13 protein-coding genes are annotated in these 18431 nt (G+C 41.1%); 9 read left to right on the top strand and 4 right to left on the bottom strand.

Going from position 1 to position 18431, the window contains the following annotated elements; genetic code table 11:
* Window positions 1–72: 72 nt before the first annotated feature.
* From SD449_RS15245 to SD449_RS15230, 4 genes are all read right to left on the bottom strand, one after another.
* Window positions 73–1548: a GIY-YIG nuclease family protein gene (locus tag SD449_RS15245; protein ID WP_318311751.1), complete on the bottom strand. Its 1476-nt coding sequence runs from the start codon at window positions 1546–1548 to the stop codon at window positions 73–75.
* A 138-nt stretch (window positions 1549–1686) separates the two neighbouring features.
* Complete coding sequence (locus SD449_RS15240; RefSeq protein ID WP_318311749.1) at window positions 1687–2121, bottom strand: hypothetical protein; 435 nt, start codon at window positions 2119–2121, stop codon at window positions 1687–1689.
* Between the two features lie 638 nt (window positions 2122–2759).
* Window positions 2760–4343: an aldehyde dehydrogenase (NADP(+)) gene (locus SD449_RS15235; protein ID WP_318311748.1), complete on the bottom strand. Its 1584-nt coding sequence runs from the start codon at window positions 4341–4343 to the stop codon at window positions 2760–2762.
* Window positions 4344–4398: 55 nt separating this feature from the next.
* Window positions 4399–5592 (bottom strand): fumarylacetoacetate hydrolase family protein, encoded by a 1194-nt coding sequence (locus SD449_RS15230; RefSeq protein WP_318311747.1) that lies wholly within the window; start codon window positions 5590–5592, stop codon window positions 4399–4401.
* A gap of 261 nt (window positions 5593–5853) precedes the next feature.
* Between SD449_RS15230 and SD449_RS15225 the strand changes: the two genes are divergently transcribed.
* From SD449_RS15225 to SD449_RS15185, 9 genes are all read left to right on the top strand, one after another.
* Complete coding sequence (locus SD449_RS15225) at window positions 5854–6351, top strand: RNA polymerase sigma factor (protein ID WP_318311746.1); 498 nt, start codon at window positions 5854–5856, stop codon at window positions 6349–6351.
* Window positions 6352–6466: 115 nt separating this feature from the next.
* Window positions 6467–7624, top strand: a complete 1158-nt coding sequence (locus SD449_RS15220) for a FecR family protein (RefSeq protein ID WP_318311745.1) — start codon at window positions 6467–6469, stop codon at window positions 7622–7624.
* Window positions 7625–7893: 269 nt separating this feature from the next.
* Window positions 7894–11256: a SusC/RagA family TonB-linked outer membrane protein gene (locus tag SD449_RS15215; protein WP_318311743.1), complete on the top strand. Its 3363-nt coding sequence runs from the start codon at window positions 7894–7896 to the stop codon at window positions 11254–11256.
* Between the two features lie 10 nt (window positions 11257–11266).
* A complete protein-coding gene (locus tag SD449_RS15210) occupies window positions 11267–12802 on the top strand; it encodes a SusD/RagB family nutrient-binding outer membrane lipoprotein (RefSeq protein ID WP_318311742.1) in 1536 nt (511 codons plus the stop codon).
* A gap of 34 nt (window positions 12803–12836) precedes the next feature.
* Window positions 12837–14336, top strand: coding sequence for a mandelate racemase/muconate lactonizing enzyme family protein (locus SD449_RS15205; RefSeq protein WP_318311740.1), 1500 nt, complete (start codon window positions 12837–12839; stop codon window positions 14334–14336).
* Window positions 14337–14556: 220 nt separating this feature from the next.
* On the top strand, window positions 14557–15495 hold the full coding sequence (locus tag SD449_RS15200) for an RraA family protein (RefSeq protein ID WP_237688929.1): 939 nt from the start codon (window positions 14557–14559) through the stop codon (window positions 15493–15495).
* A gap of 26 nt (window positions 15496–15521) precedes the next feature.
* A complete protein-coding gene (locus tag SD449_RS15195; protein WP_318311738.1) occupies window positions 15522–15983 on the top strand; it encodes a nuclear transport factor 2 family protein in 462 nt (153 codons plus the stop codon).
* A gap of 11 nt (window positions 15984–15994) precedes the next feature.
* Entirely contained in the window at window positions 15995–17101 is a 1107-nt protein-coding gene (locus SD449_RS15190; protein WP_318311736.1) for a bile acid:sodium symporter family protein, read from the top strand.
* Between the two features lie 40 nt (window positions 17102–17141).
* Window positions 17142–18425, top strand: coding sequence for a mandelate racemase/muconate lactonizing enzyme family protein (locus tag SD449_RS15185; protein WP_318311734.1), 1284 nt, complete (start codon window positions 17142–17144; stop codon window positions 18423–18425).
* Window positions 18426–18431: the final 6 nt, after the last annotated feature.

Raw genomic sequence — 18431 nt, 5'->3', positions numbered from 1 at the left:
GGCCTGTCCTGAGTTTGTCGAAGGGTAGGCGAGAACAAGCAATTACTTATAGCCATTGTTGTGCTTAGTTTTTTATTTTAATGTTTTTTTAATATGTTCGACATCATTGTCGTTTAATTCAAACCATTCTCCTCTTAATCTTTTCTCAGAATAAGTACTGTGCAAAGCCTTTTCAATACTTTCAGCAATTTTTCTGATTGGGAATTTCTTTGAGGTAATCATTTCAATTGTCGGCTTTTCACTTTGTAAAGTTCTTTCTCTGTATTTTGGATTGTTTGAAATTCCAATTTTATAATAGCCGTTACTCGTATCGTGCATTAGATAAACAAAGCAAAAGTCCGTTATTGTTTCTTTTTCGGATTCAGTTTGTTTTAATTCAGTTGGTTCATAATTTGGGATTGTGTTTTTAACCAAATCAATATATTCTGATGCAAATTTTTTGATTACAATTTGAATATTGTTTTTTGTGGGATAAAAGTCATCTCCTCCAATTTCTCCTCCCAAAATTTCTCTTTTATCACTTACCAACGATATTTTCCACTTCTTGAAGTTAGAATTGGCGAATAATTCGAGTTCCGTTTTGGTAATTAAACCTTTGTATTCTAAAATTTTCTCGTTTAGACGGTTTTTTGATGAAACTGGATTTTCAGTTAGTTCAAATTGAATTTGTTCTCCGTTTTCAAATAAGAAAAATACTTTGTCGAATTGTTTTGGTTTTATTTGTTTTGGGTCAAAGTGAAAAACAATTTGGTCATTATTATCTATGTAGTTAAAACTGAAAAGGAAATCTGTGATGAAATTGTCTGATTTTGTTTTAATTCCTTCACTTATTTGAAATCTTGAACTTACTTTTTCCCACTGGATAATAGTTGAATTGGTAAACTCGTCTTTAATTACATTGGGCTTGTTTATGAAGCGTTCGTTTACCCTTTTTTCGTCATTATCTCTAATAATGTACATAAGTTCGTTGTCGTCTAAATGAACAACTTTTCGAGGGTCGATTTGATGAATAAAACCTGCCTTTTTCGAATGATTTATATGTTTTTGATATTTAGAATCGTTGAATTGAAAGATTGTGTCTCCAACTTTTACAAACGAACCATCTTCAATTAACCATTTGTCGAAAGAGTGTTTAAAGTCCGAACCTTTGAAGTATTCTTTAAATTCAAAGTTTTCTATTGAATTTTCGTTTTTATATTCTCCTTTTTGATGAAGTTTGTAAAAAATAGCACCATTTGAAATCAAATCTCCTTTTGTCAAAGTGTGTTCTAAAATTCCTGATTCGGAAGCCATAATACTTGCCGATTTAAAGGTAAACCCACTCATTTCTCCGATACGAATTTTACAAATTGGCTCATCAATTTCAATCCACTCGCCATCAGGTTTATGGTATTCTTGGAAGTAAAATGATTTATTCCTGTCTTGTTCAGGAAAATCATTTAAATCAAATTCGCCAAGTCCATATTCACTTGATTTCTCAGTTTCATTAGGCGGAATTTTTCCCTCATCCCTTTTGTTTGATTTGAATATGTTTTTTAAAAAAGTCATTCAGTTTTATGATAGTTCTGGCGTTTTTTCAAAATTAAGCACAACGGTTTGCATATGGCTTGTGGCGGTTTCGAAGCGAAAGCCTTGCTGTAAGCCGTTCACCCGCCATAAGCTATATGCTGTGTTGTGTGTAGTTTTTTATTTAATTCCGTTTTCATCGAGTAATTTTTTCAATTCCGTATTATTTTTCCAACCGCCACATTCATTCATTGAAATCAATAGGTGTTTTTTAGCGTCTTCTAAATTCTGAACTACTCCTTTTACAGTTGCATTTTCCCAAGGTTTTTTATCATCAGTCAATAGATATTCAAAGTAATATTCGTGTCCAAGTGCATTTATGATTACATACCATTCAGAATCCCATCTATCTTCAGTCTGCAATACAAGTCGAGAATGAGAAGTCAACCCCCAAATTTTCGTTTCTTTAAAAATTTCATTTATCATTTCGATAAACGTGAGCATATTTTTTCCAATTTCAGCCCAGACAGGATTGCTTTTATCTTCGGACAATTCCAAATAATAATCTTCTATTCTTTTCCCTTTATTTTGTTTTGAGTTCGCAAAAAGTGGCATTGTTCTTTTCGTTTTTCAAATTACACACAACTAGTTTATATGCGGAACTTTCTTGGGCATATTCCACCAATTCAGTTTGTTATGCACAAGTTTTTGAAAATTTTCATTCAAGTTATTTCTCGTTGCATAGTAATTGTACACGTACAAGATAAAGATTTATAGGGTATTGGCGTTTTTTTGTTTTAACGCTATTATTTGAGATCCAACGCAACTAAATAAAATAAAAAAAAACCTGTAAATCAGTAATTTACAGGTTTAATGCATTGTTTGGATGGTGTTTTGGTGGAGCCGGAAGCTCTAAACCCCCAAATAAGCAAAGGGTTTTGGTCTTTCGGGAATACTTGCCCATCGAATCGGTGCCTTTTTGTAAAGGAGGAGCTGTTTGCTTATGAACATGCTTAAATCTGGCTTGTTTGATTCCATTTGCCCTTTTCTCCCCTTATAGAATTTCTTTTTTCTTCCTTTTATAAATTTGCACCACCCGAAATTTGGATCTCTATCAATGTACCGGTCCGGACAAGCCCTATTTCCCAAGGTACAGATTGCTTCCCAAGGTTGATATAGGGAACCAGCAAGCTGTTTATCCTTTCATTCCATCTCGATGAGCTGAGGTATGCTAAGCCTTCTTTTTTTTCCGGTCAGATAGGATTTGAGGTGAACGTACCGTTCACTTTTCTCATGATACCCAACGGATTGTCGTTTTGTAATTCGGCTGGTAGCATGGATTGTGGCCAATTTTGGAAACAGACAGGGCGAACCCATCGAATTATGGCCGATGTCCCCACCGAAGTGAACCTACTATCCGTGGTCGCCGGAAAGGGGCCACCATGAAACATGGACGGACATACCTCGACACCAGTGGGAACACTGTTGAAAATTATTCGCCCCACCTTACTTTTTAAGGCATCTACTACCTTTTCATATTTTTTTATCTCCGGTTCATCACCCAATATGGTTCCGGTAAGTTGACCTTCCAAACTATGAAGGATATTGGTGAGCTCCTCCTCATCGGCACATTGTACAACCAGGGACAACGGTCCAAAGACCTCTTGGTGCATTACGGGGTTCTCCAAAAAATCCTTTCCGCTCACCGTAAGTAATTGCTGCCTGCCATAATTTGGTGGCAATTCTTTATCAAATTCCGCCACAACGGATACTTTTTCATGACTGGAGATTTCCTTTCGTCCCTTTTCATAGTTTTCATGGATGTTCGGATGCAACATGCTCGATGGATCCAAAAGCGACAGTTGTTCGCCCAATATGGAAACAAAATTGTCCAAAGCCTTTCCTTTAAGCCCGATCAACAGGCCGGGATTGGTGCAGAATTGGCCAGACCCCAATGTAATGGAGCCGGCATATTGGGAGGCCCAATGATCCTTTTTGTCTTCCAAGGCAGAGGGAAGCACAATAACAGGGTTCACACTCCCCATTTCTGTGAAAACGGGTATGGGTTCCTCCCGTTGTGTACCCAAATTATAAAGTGCCGTTCCTCCACGGATACTTCCCGTAAAACCTACGCCCTTTACTTTTGGGTGGGTGACCAATCTTTCTCCGACTTCGATCCCACTGCTGTTCAAGTTTGAAAAAACCCCATCGGGCATTCCTGTTCTTTTTGCGGCCTTTATAATGGCCGACGCAACAAGTTCGCCGGTTCCCGCATGCATGGGATGGCTCTTTACAATGACAGGGCACCCCGCTGCCAGGGCACTTGCCGTATCACCGCCGGCAGTGGAAAAGGCGAAAGGAAAATTACTGGACCCAAAAACCACTATAGGGCCGATCGGGACCAACATCTTTCGTATGTCTTCTTTGGGTATAGGTGTGCGTTCGGGAATTGCGGTATCTATGGTCGCATCGGTCCACGAACCTTCTTCCAGCAATGTGGCAAATGCATTGAGCTGTCCCATGGTACGGCCTCGTTCTCCCAAGGCACGACCTTCGGGAAGCCCGGATTCCTGCGTATAGGTCTTGATCAACTCATCGCCCAAATTCTCAATTTCTTTGGCTATGGCCCTTAGAAAACCTGCTTTTTTAACACCGGAAAATTGTTTGTACACCTGAAATGCCTGCTCGGCCAGATCAACTGCTTCGTCAATTTCTGTAGAGGAGGCTTCATAAAAGGTCCAAGCCGTATTTTGGTTGCTTTTTGGATCAAAGGTATGGAAGGTTCTTTCGCCATTCGCCGATACTTTTGAACCGATATAGTTTTTACCTGATATCATTTTTTTAATTTTTTTCTCTTATTGATTAGTAAAGGGTATTTCAACATACGTTGCATTAGTTCTTTTTTTGTAACCGTTTTAAGGAGTAGTCCACAAAAGCATTGATTCCGAAATTCCAATTGGGAATTTTATCTGCCGAGTTGACCCAATTCACCAGCATTCCCAGTTTAGGCGATTCAATAATCACCCTGTCCTGTGGTTTATGGGTGAATCCCATATCTTTTTCATTTCTATCCAACGTTGGAGCGAACATGGTTCCACAAAACAGAATGAACCCATCGGGATATTGATGGTTTTCATTGATCACTTGTTTTACCAATTCTTCAGGTGACCTGCTTATTTCTCCCATGTCACTTGCATCCTTTAACTCAAAACCATCGGTACCGGTAATCGTTAAGGATACCTTGGCACTTTTTACATCGTCCAACGAAAAAGAGTCATCGAACATTCTGAACAAGGGACCAACGGCACAAGATCCATTTTGATCCTTTGCTTCTCCCAATAATAAGGCACTTCTGCCCTCATAATCCCGTAAATTAACATCATTGCCTAAAGTGGCCCCTACGATTTTGCCAGAATTGGTGACCACTAACACTATTTCAGGTTCTGGGTTGTTCCATTTGGAATCGCTGAGTACCCCTACCTCCGCACCAAACCCCACCGATGAAAAAGGTTGGCTTTTAGTGAACACTTCTGCATTGGGCCCAATACCAACTTCCAAGTACTGGGACCAAATCCCCCTTTTCTTTAATTCCTCTTTTAAACTAACGGCCTGCGGCGATCCCGGTACTATATTGTTCAAGCTTTCGCCGATGATGGAGGTAATCTCGTCCCTTAGTTGTATGGCCAATTGAGGTTCTCCTTTTGCCCGCTCCTCAATTACTCTTTCCAATAAGCTTTTTATAAAAGTTACCCCGCATGCCTTTACGGCTTGGGTGTCGTTAGGGGAGAGGAAAAATGGCTTGGCATGATTTTTCTGATAATAAAATGAATTTTCCAAAATTTCTTCAAGAGTTCCCACTTTTGTAATATTTGGATCTTTTACATTCAATATTTCTTTGTAGTTGCCTGAATTGATGAGCTCTCCCGTAGATTTGAAATAATACGATAGATCATATACCAATTCTTTATGTACCCAAATTACATGGGGCCCTTCAATATTGTTATAGGCTCTTTCAGGTGGTATCTGGCATCTCCCTATCCAAATGCCTTCGTTTGTAATGGTACGGTTCATCAATAGGTCTTTCATGGTAAAATTTTGATTTTAATTACATCCACTTATAAGTTTTGTCTCTTCGGTTTGAGCAACTACAATAGTACTCGAGTGCGAAAATGGCAATATGGCCTTTTTTATTTGTAATTTTCATATTTTTTTGCACAAATAACAACAAATTGATAAATTGCTATTGTTTAAAGTGTAAAAAATACAATTAATTGTAAGGTATTCAAATTTCTTTTTTCTACCATGACCATTAGGCTTTTTTAAACAAGTTCAATATTAATTACAGAAATGATAAACACTAAAATTTTGGAAGAAATGTTTCTTGAGCATTACCAAGAATGGTGTTTGTTGGCTTATAGCTATGTGCAAGATTTGGATGATGCCAAAGATGTGGTACAAACAGTTTTTACTAAACTATTACAGAAAAAGGAATATAGAACCATTGAAAATTTTAAGCCCTACATCAATACGGCTGTACGGAATGAAAGTCTAAAAAAAATCAAAAGTAAGCAAAGGGCTTTTACCATATCCCATTCCACTACCCATGTTCCTTCTTATGAAAATGAGTTGATCCAAACAGAAATTTCCGAAACAATTTTTAGGCAGCTGGAATCTTTACCAGCACAAAACAGGAAGGTATTCGAGCTTTGTGTTATGGAAGGAATCAAGTATGAAGGTGCTGCAGAAATCATGGGAATTACAGTCAATACCGTAAAGTACCACTTGAAAAAATCCTTCAAAATCCTTCGCCTGAATTTAAGAAATATACATTTGTGGATATTCTAAAATGATATATTCATAAAAAAACACATAAAAATTTAGGATTTCCACTACCCGTTTTTATTTTTTTCTGGTCTTATAAATAGATGATACGTTATCATCGATATAAAAAGAGACTGAATTGATCCTAGAAATTATCCTTAAAAAGTTAAAAGGCCCCATAAGCAAGGAAGAAGAAATTCTATTTGAAAAATGGTTGTCTGAAGATGATGAAAATTTTTCCACCTTTCAAAGGCTCAAAAATTTAAAGGGCAAATCAAGGGAATTGAAGGATATACATCAGCTTGACCCCCAAAAAGCTTGGGAAAGAATCTACAACGAACACCACACCCATAAATCCAATAAGCGTTTAACCACTAAGTTTATGCGCTACGCGGCTGTTTTTATCGGTATTGTTGGACTGGGTGTATACTATACAGTATTCAATTCCAAAGAGACAGATGCAATGGTGGAGACAGATCCAACCGCTATCATCCTGGAACTGGGGAACGGTGAGACCCGGATTCTGTCCCAATCGGGTTCTACCGCGATTGTAACAAAGGATGGAAATGTGCTCGGCACTAAAGCCGAAAATGTGGTGGACTATTCACAAAGTGATATCGACGCAGTTGACAACGAGTTGGTATACAATACGCTACATATCCCAAATGGAAAGACATTCAAAATTGTTTTGTCTGATGGAACCACTGTTAATCTTAATGCAGGCTCCACCTTAACATATCCTATAAAATTTATTCCGGGACAGCAGAGAAAAGTAACATTGATCGGAGAAGCATTCTTCCATGTGAAGAAAAATGAAGAAAACCCTTTTATCGTTACCTCCCAATCACTGGACATACGAGTTTTAGGAACCCAATTCAATGTCACTTCCTACCCCGAAGATACCAACCAAAAGACGGTACTGGTTGAAGGATCCGTAAGACTTTATGAATCGGGTACGAGCTATAGTGAGGACGATTCAACATTGCTTACGCCAGGAGATATGGCTTCCTGGGAATCTGCTTATAAAAAAATGAGCGTGAAAAAGGTCGATACCGAATTGTACACCAGTTGGATGAACGGGAAATTGGTTCTTAAGGGGTTAAAATTCAAGGATATAATAAAAAAATTGGAAAGGCACTACGGGGTGTCCATACAGAACAAGAACATGGACTTGGAAGATCGGGTTTTCACTGCAACTTTTGACGTGGAAACCATTGAAGAAGTGCTGAACACTTTCGTGTCCGAAACATACTTTGATTACCTAATTGAAGATGATCAGATAACCATTTTAAAATAAACAACCAAAATCAACCACTCGCCTATGAAATAACATGAAAAAAAAAATCGGGAAATGCTGCAACATCTTCCCGATTGTGATTATTAACTCAAAAAATAAGTTAACTAATAAACTTTTACAAAGGTATGAAAAATTACATCAAGAGCACTCTGCCTTGTTTAACAAACAACTTGTGGCTAACAGTGAAACTAACGGCACTTTTTTTTATAGTTTCCTTTTTTTCGACACATGCCAATTCCTATTCACAAAACACCAAACTTAGTTTGGACATGGATAATGTAGAAATCGTGCAAGTGTTCGAACGGATTGAATCTGTCTCAGAGTTCAAGTTCTTTTACGACAACAAAAAAGTAAATGCTCACAGAAAGGTCTCTATCAATGTAGACCAAAAATTGATCACTGAAATACTGGATCAACTTTTCCAGGGGACCAATATTTCCTATGTTTTTAACAAAAAACAAATTGTTTTAAAGACCAAGAACGAAATCGATGTCGTTCCTGTCAACAGCGGTCTTTCCTCGAGTCCCAAAAAGGACTTTCAAACCTCAATTTCTGGTACGATCACGGATTCCAAAGGTATGCCCATACCCGGAGCTTCAGTAATAGAAAAAGGCACCACTAACGGCGTTGCTGCCAACTTCGATGGAATTTACCAAATAACGGTACAAGACCCCAATGCAATTTTGATAGTCAGTTCTATAGGATTTGCAAGAAAGGAAGTTCCGGTTGGAGGATCGACGACACTCGATATAGTATTGCAGGAAGATACCCAGAACCTGAACGAAGTAGTGGTCACGGCACTGGGTATTAAGCAAGAAACCAAGAAGTTGGGATATTCCATTGCGCAGGTAGATGCTGACGAGGTCAATGTGAACAGGTCTTCCAACTTTATGAACACCCTCCAGGGCAAGGTAGCTGGGGTAAATATTTCCTCATTGAGTTCAGGGCCTGGTGGATCATCAAAAGTTAGGATTAGAGGTCAATCCTCAATTTCGGGTACCAATAATCCCCTAATAGTGGTAAACGGTGTGCCGATAGACAATACTTCCTTTGGTACAAGTCCGGGGAGTACCAGTACAGAAGTGGGCACCAATAGTGATGGGGTCTATTCTGATGGTGGTGATGGTTTTTCCAGTATCAATCCAGACGATATAGAAAGTATGACCATATTAAAGGGAGCCACTGGTGCAGCGCTGTATGGATCTAGGGCAAAGGATGGTGTTATCATGATTACAACGAAGTCCCGTGGCCGTCAACAAGGAATAGGGGTTACCTACAATATTAATATTACTGACCATACTCCTTTGGATTTTACAGACTATCAGTATGAGTACGGACAAGGGGAGAACGGCGTGAGGCCTACATCGGCCAATCCAACCTCTGGACAATGGTCTTTTGGGGAACGTTTTGAACCGGGAATGACACAGATTCTTTTTGATGGTGTTGAAGTTCCTTATGTTCCAGTTTACGACAGAATTAAGAAGTTTTACAGAAATGGTCTCGACATCACCAATTCCGTATCCATTTCAAGCGGATCCGAAAAAGGAGGGTTCAACCTTTCACTTTCCAATCTGGGCAGTAAAGGTATCACTCCCAATAACGAGTTCAACAGGAAAACGGTAAACTTTGGGGCAAATTATGATCTATCCGACAGGCTTAGCGTTGAGGCACACGTCAACTATTCCTATGAGAAGAACATAAACCCGCCCAACGTTGGCCAGCAGGACAATACGATTCCCGTGGCCCTTTATAATATGGCCAATTCCATGCCTTTGGATCTATTGGAAGAGAAAAAAATCAATGAGAACGGGAACGAATTTGTATACAGCAGGTTCAGAAACCGTACCAATCCATATTTTACGCTTTCCGAACAGTTCAACGAAATACGGAGAGATAGAATATTCGGTAACGTTTCAGCACGCTATAAGATTCTTTCGTGGCTTACAGGACAGATAAGGGTAGGTCAGGACTATTGGTCGCGTTCCCAACAGTTCAATGGGTATCCGACCGGACAAGCCTCTAGGCCTGCAGCACCGGAACCCTTCTTCAATGGAACCTTTACCCAAACAGCAAGAAGCTACCGGGAAACCAACGTCGACTTCCTGTTTTCAGGAAATGTTGATGTAAGTGAAGATTTTGGGGTCTCGTACAATTTGGGAGGCAACCAGATGAGAAGAAGACAAGATTTAAATAGGGTTGATGTGACCGATTTTGTGATCCGTGATCTGTACACTGTACAAAACGGTAGGGTGAAGGATCCAACCTATTCCATGTCCGAGAGAGGCATCAACTCCTTGTATGGAGCAGTTGATCTCTCTTATCAAGACACCTATTTTTTAAGTGGTACTGCCCGTAACGATTGGTTTTCAACACTTTCTGAGGCAAATAGAAGTATCCTTTATCCATCTGTTTCCGGTAGTGTCCTCTTTTCAAACTGGGTCGGTGATGACGCAGAATGGTTGACGCTTGGTAAGTTCAGGGCCGCCTATGCCGAAGTGGGCAGCGATACGGACGTAAATCCTTATTCTGACGCACTATTTTATGATATCAACGCCAACTTCTTCCCAGGACCGGATGGATCACCCAAGCCAGTTGCTGGAGCCAATACATCCATATTGCCCAATCCCAATCTTCGCCCAATGAGGGTGAAGGAAACAGAACTAGGTGTCGATCTAAGAATGTTCGATAACCGGGTCGGATTGGATTTGGCCGTATACCGTAAGACCACAATAGATCAGATCATACCCGCTCAGATTTCCAATTCTTCAGGATTTATAAGTCAGTTGATCAACAGTGGTGAAAGTAGAAGTGACGGTATTGAAATGTTATTGAATTTGACACCCATTCGTAATGATGACCTAAGATGGGATTTTAATTTCAATGCGTCCTACAATAAAACCAAAGTAATCAGCCTGCTTAGCGATGAGGAGGGAGAGAGTATTTTGGTAGGTAACCACGTATTTAACGGTTATCTCTACCAAGTGGTAGGTAAGGAAATCGGTCAATTGGCCGGTTTTGGGTACAAGTTCGACGAGCAAGGAAGACAAGTATTTGCAAACGATGGAAGACCTTTAAGGTCGGATGACATCAAATTTTTTGGTAGTGCACTGCCCAGATGGGTCGGGGGTATTACAAATACCGTACGTTACAAGGATTTCAACCTCTCCTTTTTGATCGATTTCAAATTGGGCGGTAAGATGATTTCCGGTACCAACTTCAATGCCGTTAGACATGGTCTCCATAAAATGACTCTTCCTGGCAGGGATACCGGGGTTATCGGAGAAGGTGTAAACCAAGCGGGAGAACCCAATACTGTTGCAACAGAATCCCAAACTTATTGGGAAGTTGTGCGCTCACAGCAATTGATAGAGCCCATTGTGTACAATTCCGGATTCTGGAAATTGAGGCAGATTACCGTAGGGTATGATTTCCAAAAGCTCATTCCAGAGGACTCCTTTGTACAAGGGGTTACCCTGAGCTTGGTCGCAAACAATGTGGCGATACTTAAAAAATGGGTCCCCAATATTGATCCCGACTCCTTTGCGTATAGTTCGGACAACGTTTCTGGACTGGAATCCACAGGTGTACCGACCACGAGAAGTATCGGATTTAACCTAAACGTCAAATTCTAAATAAGACATCATGAAAAATATAGGGAATAGAATCATAATCTTTGTAATCCTCATAGGTCTATTGGGATGCGAAGAAAATTTTGATGAACTCAATACCAACACTGTAGACCCAACAAGTGAAAGCATAGACCCAGTATTCTTATTGAACAATGCAATAGTCGGGCTTTCCTTTCCCAGTGGTACCAATATCTACTACGATGAAGCGATCGTACAGCAAATTGTTACACCGAACTCGGGATTTGTGGCCGGGGCCAATTACAATCAGGATAACCGGAACAATACCGGTAACCAATGGGATGCATATTATCAAAATGTCATAAAACATACCAGTGACGTTATTTTTCAGCTCAACACCGAAGAATCGGATCGTTCCAATTTATTACAGATGGCCCGTATCTTGGAAGCCTATGCTTTCATGGTATTGACTGATGAATACGGGGAAATCCCCTATTTTGAAGCAGGTAAGGGCCTGTCCGAGCAGGTGGTACTGCCAAGTTATGATCCCCAGGAACAGATATATCCGGATTTGATCAATGAATTGACAGAGGCAAGGGACGCGTTGAGCGATTCAGCTCCTGCCGAAAGTGGAGAAGCCATGTATGCAGGAGATTTGGACCAGTGGAGAAAATTGGCCAATTCTCTCTTGGTCAGGATGGGTATGCGACTTTCAAATGTAGATCCCACCTTGGCAGAACAGACTGTTCAAAGTGGTTTTAACGGTGGGGTTATGGAGTCCAATGAAGACAACTTTGTGGTCAGGCACGATAACAATTTCACCAACCCATACAGTTTTACCTTTAATGGAACAGAAGCCAATAACTTCTATTTGACAGATGTATTCGTGGATTACTTGTATAATAACGATGATCCAAGGTTGGCCTCGTTGGCAATCAGATATGTGGGTGCTGCATCGGGACCGGACCAAGTAGTGGCAATTGCCTCAAAGGATCCTGATGATCAAATAGGTATGCCCATGGGGTATGACAACAGTACCATTGGCACTGTTGCGACCAATGAAGGACTTGCCAGTTTCTATGACTTTTCACAAGTAGATAGGTTTACTTACGGTGCCCAGTCGTCGCCAATGTTTCTCTGTACTTATGGACAGACTCAATTGTTGTTGGCAGAAGCGGCCATAAATGGTTGGGTAACGGGCGACCCGTCCGAGTATTACGAAAATGGAATACGCGGGCATATGGAGCAGGTAGCGGCCTATGGTGAAAGTGTGGCCATTGCTGGAACTGATATTGATTCTTATATAGCTGCCAACCCCTTGAATCTGGCCAATGCCGTTGAGGAGATCAATACACAATATTGGGTGGCTTCCTTTTTGAACGGACCTGAGTTGTTCGCCAATTTTAGAAGGTCAGGGTATCCAGATTTGACGCCCAACCCATATCCTGCCCAGGACATCACTGGTGATTTCATTAATAGGTTGACTTATCCTCCTGCCGAGATAGCGGTAAATCAGGCTAACCTTCAAGAAGCGGTTTCCAGAATGGGACCCGATAACTTGGATACGAAGGTTTGGTGGGATGTGGATTAATTAGAAACCGATATTATCAAAAAGACATAAAAGAATGAGATCAGTATTAAAACAAATCATTGCTAAGAACAAGCAAGAAGAAAGAGACCTTAGGTTGGCGAGGCAGGCAGAAATTGAGAACCCAAAAACCGCGGATGACAGAAGGAGCTTTCTGAAAAAAACCGCATTGGGGGGCATTGCAATGACCGGTATGATGGGACTGGGCATCGAAGATACCATAGCACAGACCACATCCAAGGTCAGCCGTATGTCCGCCCCTTCGGAACTCAAAATTACCGATATGCGGTATGCCCTCACAAATGTGATGGGCGGTACGGCCATAATCAAGATAGAGACCAATCAAGGAATCTATGGTCTTGGTGAGGTAAGGGACGCCGCAGACGTACGTTATGCACTATTCCTTAAAAGTAGGATTTTGGGTAAAAATCCCTGTAATGTCGAAAAGATATTCAAGAGTATAAAACAATTTGGGGGACCTGCCCGGCAAGCTGGTGGGGTCTGTGCGGTTGAAATGGCGCTCTGGGATATTTGCGGCAAAGCCTACAATGTACCCGCTTGGCAGTTGTTGGGGGGAAGATACAGGGACAAGGTAAGGCTCTATGCCGATACCCCTGAAGCTTCATCTCCCGAAGAGCAAAAGCGATTGATAGATTTCAGGGTAAATGAACAGGGATACACTTGGCTCAAAATGGATGTTTCCATTGGAGAACTCAGGGGCAAGCCTGGAACAGTGGTAAACGGAAAGTTCTGGGAAAACGATAAGGGCGTCTTGGCCCAATGGGGCGATCGCCGTAATATGATGTCCTACGGAAATACCATGCATCCTTTTACCCAAATACAGATTACGGAAAAAGGACTTGAAGTATTGCAGCAAGTAGTGGAAGATGTTCGGAACATGGTAGGTTATGAAATTCCCATTTCCACGGATCACTATGGACACTTTGACCTCAACAACGGAATACGTCTGGCAAAGGCCCTTGATAAATACAGGTTGGCCTGGTTCGAGGATATGGTGCCATGGCAGTACAATGAGCAATGGAAAATCATTACCGAGGCCATTGAGACACCCACGACCACGGGCGAGGATATTTATCTGCTAAAGGACTTTATGCCCCTTATTCAGAATAGGGCGGTAGATATTGTACATCCGGATTTGGCCTCTTCGGGAGGTCTGTTGGAGACAAAAAGGATCGGAGATTATGCCGAGGAATTTGGTATAGCCATGGCCATGCACCAAGCAGGCACCCCTGTTTCCTTTATGGCCAATGTGCATTGTGCGGCTGCGACCCAAAACTTTTTGGCTCTGGAGCATCACTCGGTGGATGTGCCATGGTGGGAAAGTCTGGTAAAAACGGTTGGAGGTTTTAAGATGATTGATAAAGGTTTTGCCACCGTTCCACTTACCGCACCAGGTTTGGGGATAGAGTTGGATGAAGAAGTGGTGAAGGCGCATTTGCATCCATCGGATAAAACATTCTTTAAATCTACCGAGGAATGGAACGAGCTTCGTTCCCACGATAGAACTTATAGTTAAAAGGTGGTAACATTCTGCTGAATAAGGATGTACCAATAGATTATCATTGACCCTGTACGTAGGGACAAGTTTTGAGTTAGTTTAAGTTAGTTTGAGTTTAATTTAGTTTGAGTTTGATGGGAGAACTCCCGTATTAACGGGGGTTTCCTGTCCAACTTAACACAGTGGGGACTTAGTGAAGAACAATCCCTTTTTAAAGGAAAATTAAAAAATATAGAAAATGAGAAATTTAAGGATGGTATTGGGGCTAAGTTGCTTTCTTACTTTTTTTTATGCCAAACCGCAAGGAGTTACAGCTTCACCAGAATACATTATAGAACTGACCTCCAACTGGACCGGAGAGCGTTTTGAGGACGGGAGGCCAAAAGTTTCCGATGCCTTACTGCAAAGAATGAAAAATATTCAAATAGAAGAGGCCTGGGGCTTTTTAAGAAGAAAGGGATATAACAACCAATATGAAGGTGAATGGGAAATAATCCATCCAGAGAGAGCCATGACCGGTAGGGTGGTAACGGCACAATATATGCCACTTAGACCGGACTATCAGCAATTGGTGAAACTTAAAGGTGCACAGGAGAAACGGGATACCATTGGAGGAAGCAATTCATGGCCCATTCAACAATTAGTACCTGGAGATGTCTACGTGGCAGATGGCTATGGAAGAATTATCGATGGCACCCTGATCGGGTCCAATTTAGGAAATGCCATTTATACCAATTCCAAAAACGGGGTAATTTTTGACGGTGGCGTAAGGGATGTCGCAGGCCTTTTGGATATTGAGGGATTCAATGGCTGGCACAAAGGCGCGGATCCTTCTTATCTGCAGGAGGAAATGTTGACCAGTATTAATATGCCCATCCGAATTGGTAGGGCAACCGTATTACCGGGCGATGTGGTTTTGGCGAACCAACATGGCACCGTTTTTATTCCTTCTCATTTGGCTTCGGAATTGGTACTGTCTTCTGAAATAGTAGGCCTGCGCGATCTTTTTGGATTCCAAAGATTACGGGAAAAAAAATACACCGCAGGACAAATAGACACAAGATGGACGGAAGAGATCAATGCAGATTTCGAAAACTGGCTAAAGGAATATCCAGATAGCAAATTGCCCATGACCAGAAAAGAACTTAATGATTATATGGCATCTAAAAAACAATAGATACCTCCCCGCATAAAACCAATAGAATGAAAAAACACCTTATTGAATTTTCAACCATAACAAAACACTGTTTTTTAGGAATACTTCTTTGTTTCTCCACCACTTTAGTGGCCCAAAAGAATACTGCTCAAATCAAAAAAATCGATGATGCCGTAAGTCAACTTTACGAAGCCATGGTGGATAGAAACAAAGATAAACTGGAAGAATTGGCCATGGAAAGTCTAACCTACGGCCACTCAAGCGGTAAGATAGAGAACAAAAAGGAATACGTGGACGGCGTTTTAAATGGTGGATTCCAATTTTCTTCGATAACGCCAGAAAATCAATCCATAACAACTTCCGGTAAAACAGGTATAGTGCGTCATATTTTTAAAGGAGAAGGAACCAATAATGGTGTGCCGGCAACAGTCAACATAGGTTGCCTGCTGGTTTTTCAAAAAGAAGGCAAGCAATGGAGATTGCTGGCAAGACAGGCATATAAACTTTAAAACCTTCTATTTTGAAAAATATAACCATATATTCTATAGCACTAGGATTGGCAGCTTTGCTGTTCCTGATCATAATTGGGATGGCCATAACAGGCCATATTGATCAAGCCGGACTCTTTATTCTTGGATTTTTTGCATTGTTGGCCTTCGGGTTTAACGGATACGAAAGAATGAAGGGGTTGATATTCACCACAATGATTTTTTCAGGTGTTGCGGCGGCACTATATTACCCGGGTTACTTTACCAATATTGGTGATTTTAAGTTCACTGTGCTAATTATTCCCTTGATACAGATTATCATGTTCGGTATGGGAACAACGATGAGCCTCAAAGATTTTGCTGCTGTATTTCAATCACCAAAAGGGGTAATGATCGGAGTTTCGGCACAATTGATGGTAATGCCCCTAATAGGCTATTTTTTGGCACAGATCAGTAATTTTCCACCAGAAATTGCAGCAGGAATAGTGCTCATAGGTTGTTCTCCCAGCGGCGTGGCCTCTAACGTAATGGCTTTTTTGGCCAATGCAAATGTCGCACTTTCGATAACCATTACTTCCATTGCTACACTTTTGGCACCATTCCTTACGCCTTTAATGATGAAATTGTTCGCCGGGGAGTTCATTGAAATTGATGTGTTCGCCATGATGTGGAGCATCGTAAAGATGATTATCATTCCTATCGGGGCGGGATTGCTCTTTAATAAAATATTTGGGAATCGTGTTCAATGGTTAAGCAGGGCATTGCCTTTAATATCCATGTTGGCCATAGGCCTGATAATTACCATCATTACCGCAGCAGGTAGGGACAGCCTTTTGGAAATTGGCGGAATGTTGATGTTGCTCGTGTTGGGACACAATGTTTTCGGGTATTTTCTAGGGTATTGGTACGCTAGGCTTCTTAAAATGTCCGAAAAGGATGCTAGAACCATTGCCATTGAAGTGGGAATGCAAAATGGTGGATTGGCCTCAGGGATCGCCAACAGTCTGGGGAAAATTGCAACCATGGGACTGGCACCGGCCGTATTTGGTCCATTGATGAATGTAACGGGATCAATTTTAGCTTCTTACTGGCATGGAAACCCTACCGATGAAAAGCCAGAAACTGTAATGACCGATTAAAAATTATAATAATTATCTCTTAAGTCAAAAGTAACCAAGTATGAAAAATTCAAGAAGATCTTTTATATCCAAATCAATCATGGCCAGTGCAGGATTGGGAATGGTGTCATCAGCAACATATGGTTCAGAATATCAAAAAGCAATAGATAAAAATCCAAAATTATCCGCACCATCGGATTTAAAAATCACGGATGTTAAATGCGGATACATTAGACGAGGAAGCGGGTTGTTTGTTAAAATACACACCAATCAGGGAATTTATGGTTGCGGAGAGGGCGTGGATGCCGTACCCGGCACCTACCATCTGGTCAAAAGGATGGGATTTTTTCTAAGAGACCAAAGTCCGTTCAATGTCCATAAAATATTTGAAGACATTCGTCGTGCAGGTCATTTCGGTGGCGGTCAGTCCGGTGCATATGTAGCCGTTCTTTCTGCCATAGAGACCGCTTTATGGGATTTGGCCGGTAAGGCACTTGATCTGCCCGTTTATCAATTGTTGGGAGGTAAGTTCCGTGATAAAGTAAGGGTATATTGTGATACCGCTTTGTATCGTGTTCGGTTCCCTTCTCCTGATGATTTTGCTACTGCTGCCAAGGACGCTATAAAAAATTGGGGGTTCAATGCATTAAAATTCGACTTGGATTATGCCAGTGACCCTGATAAATACGATCGCTATAACTGGACCGCCAGTCCAGGTGAAATCATAAGAATGTATGATCAACTTGCTGCAGTCAGGGAAGCGGTAGGACCAAAAATTGATCTATGTGTGGATATGCATGGACGATATGATCATGTGACCGCCCAGACCATTGCCAAAAAAGTAGAAGATTTGAATCTGACTTGGTTGGAAGAACCTATTCCAGCAGAAAATTTTGATGCTTTCAAAACGCTGGCAGAGGAAACCAGTACGCCCATTTCAGCAGGTGAAAATGTGTATCTGGGTCACGGATTTAAACAATTGTTGGATAACGGCGTGGACATTATTATGCCAGACCTGCAAAAGTGTGGAGGACTGGGAGAAGGACAAAGAATCGCCAATCTTGCGAATCTCTATTATGTGCCTTTTTCACCGCATATGGTAGCCTCTTTCCTAGGGGCCATGGCGTGTGCACATGTTTGCGCCTCTGTACCTAATTTCCATTTAATGGAGTGGCAATCCTATTTCCACACCGATCCTATGTTTAAGGAAATTGTGACTTATGACGAAGGGGATTGGGTTAAGGACAGTTTTGTAAAGGTTTCGGATAAACCAGGTATTGGAGTAGACATCAATGAAGAGGCCATGAGGAAATATGCGCCCGAGGGAATACCATTTTTTGAATAATCAATA

Source organism: Flagellimonas crocea, from assembly GCF_033441595.1.
Lineage (GTDB): Bacteria > Bacteroidota > Bacteroidia > Flavobacteriales > Flavobacteriaceae > Flagellimonas > Flagellimonas crocea.
This window is presented reverse-complemented; position numbering and strand designations above follow the sequence as displayed.

What these genes read in the sequence shown, in the direction of transcription:
- SD449_RS15225 (WP_318311746.1), top strand. Translation starts at nt 5,854, where the DNA reads ATGATAAACACTAAAATTTTGGAAGAAATGTTTCTTGAGCATTACCAA.
- SD449_RS15235 (WP_318311748.1), bottom strand. Translation starts at nt 4,343, where the DNA reads ATGATATCAGGTAAAAACTATATCGGTTCAAAAGTATCGGCGAATGGC.
- SD449_RS15230 (WP_318311747.1), bottom strand. Translation starts at nt 5,592, where the DNA reads ATGAAAGACCTATTGATGAACCGTACCATTACAAACGAAGGCATTTGG.
- SD449_RS15210 (WP_318311742.1), top strand. Translation starts at nt 11,267, where the DNA reads ATGAAAAATATAGGGAATAGAATCATAATCTTTGTAATCCTCATAGGT.
- SD449_RS15240 (WP_318311749.1), bottom strand. Translation starts at nt 2,121, where the DNA reads ATGCCACTTTTTGCGAACTCAAAACAAAATAAAGGGAAAAGAATAGAA.
- SD449_RS15205 (WP_318311740.1), top strand. Translation starts at nt 12,837, where the DNA reads ATGAGATCAGTATTAAAACAAATCATTGCTAAGAACAAGCAAGAAGAA.
- SD449_RS15185 (WP_318311734.1), top strand. Translation starts at nt 17,142, where the DNA reads ATGAAAAATTCAAGAAGATCTTTTATATCCAAATCAATCATGGCCAGT.
- SD449_RS15195 (WP_318311738.1), top strand. Translation starts at nt 15,522, where the DNA reads ATGAAAAAACACCTTATTGAATTTTCAACCATAACAAAACACTGTTTT.
- SD449_RS15245 (WP_318311751.1), bottom strand. Translation starts at nt 1,548, where the DNA reads ATGACTTTTTTAAAAAACATATTCAAATCAAACAAAAGGGATGAGGGA.
- SD449_RS15215 (WP_318311743.1), top strand. Translation starts at nt 7,894, where the DNA reads ATGGATAATGTAGAAATCGTGCAAGTGTTCGAACGGATTGAATCTGTC.
- SD449_RS15200 (WP_237688929.1), top strand. Translation starts at nt 14,557, where the DNA reads ATGAGAAATTTAAGGATGGTATTGGGGCTAAGTTGCTTTCTTACTTTT.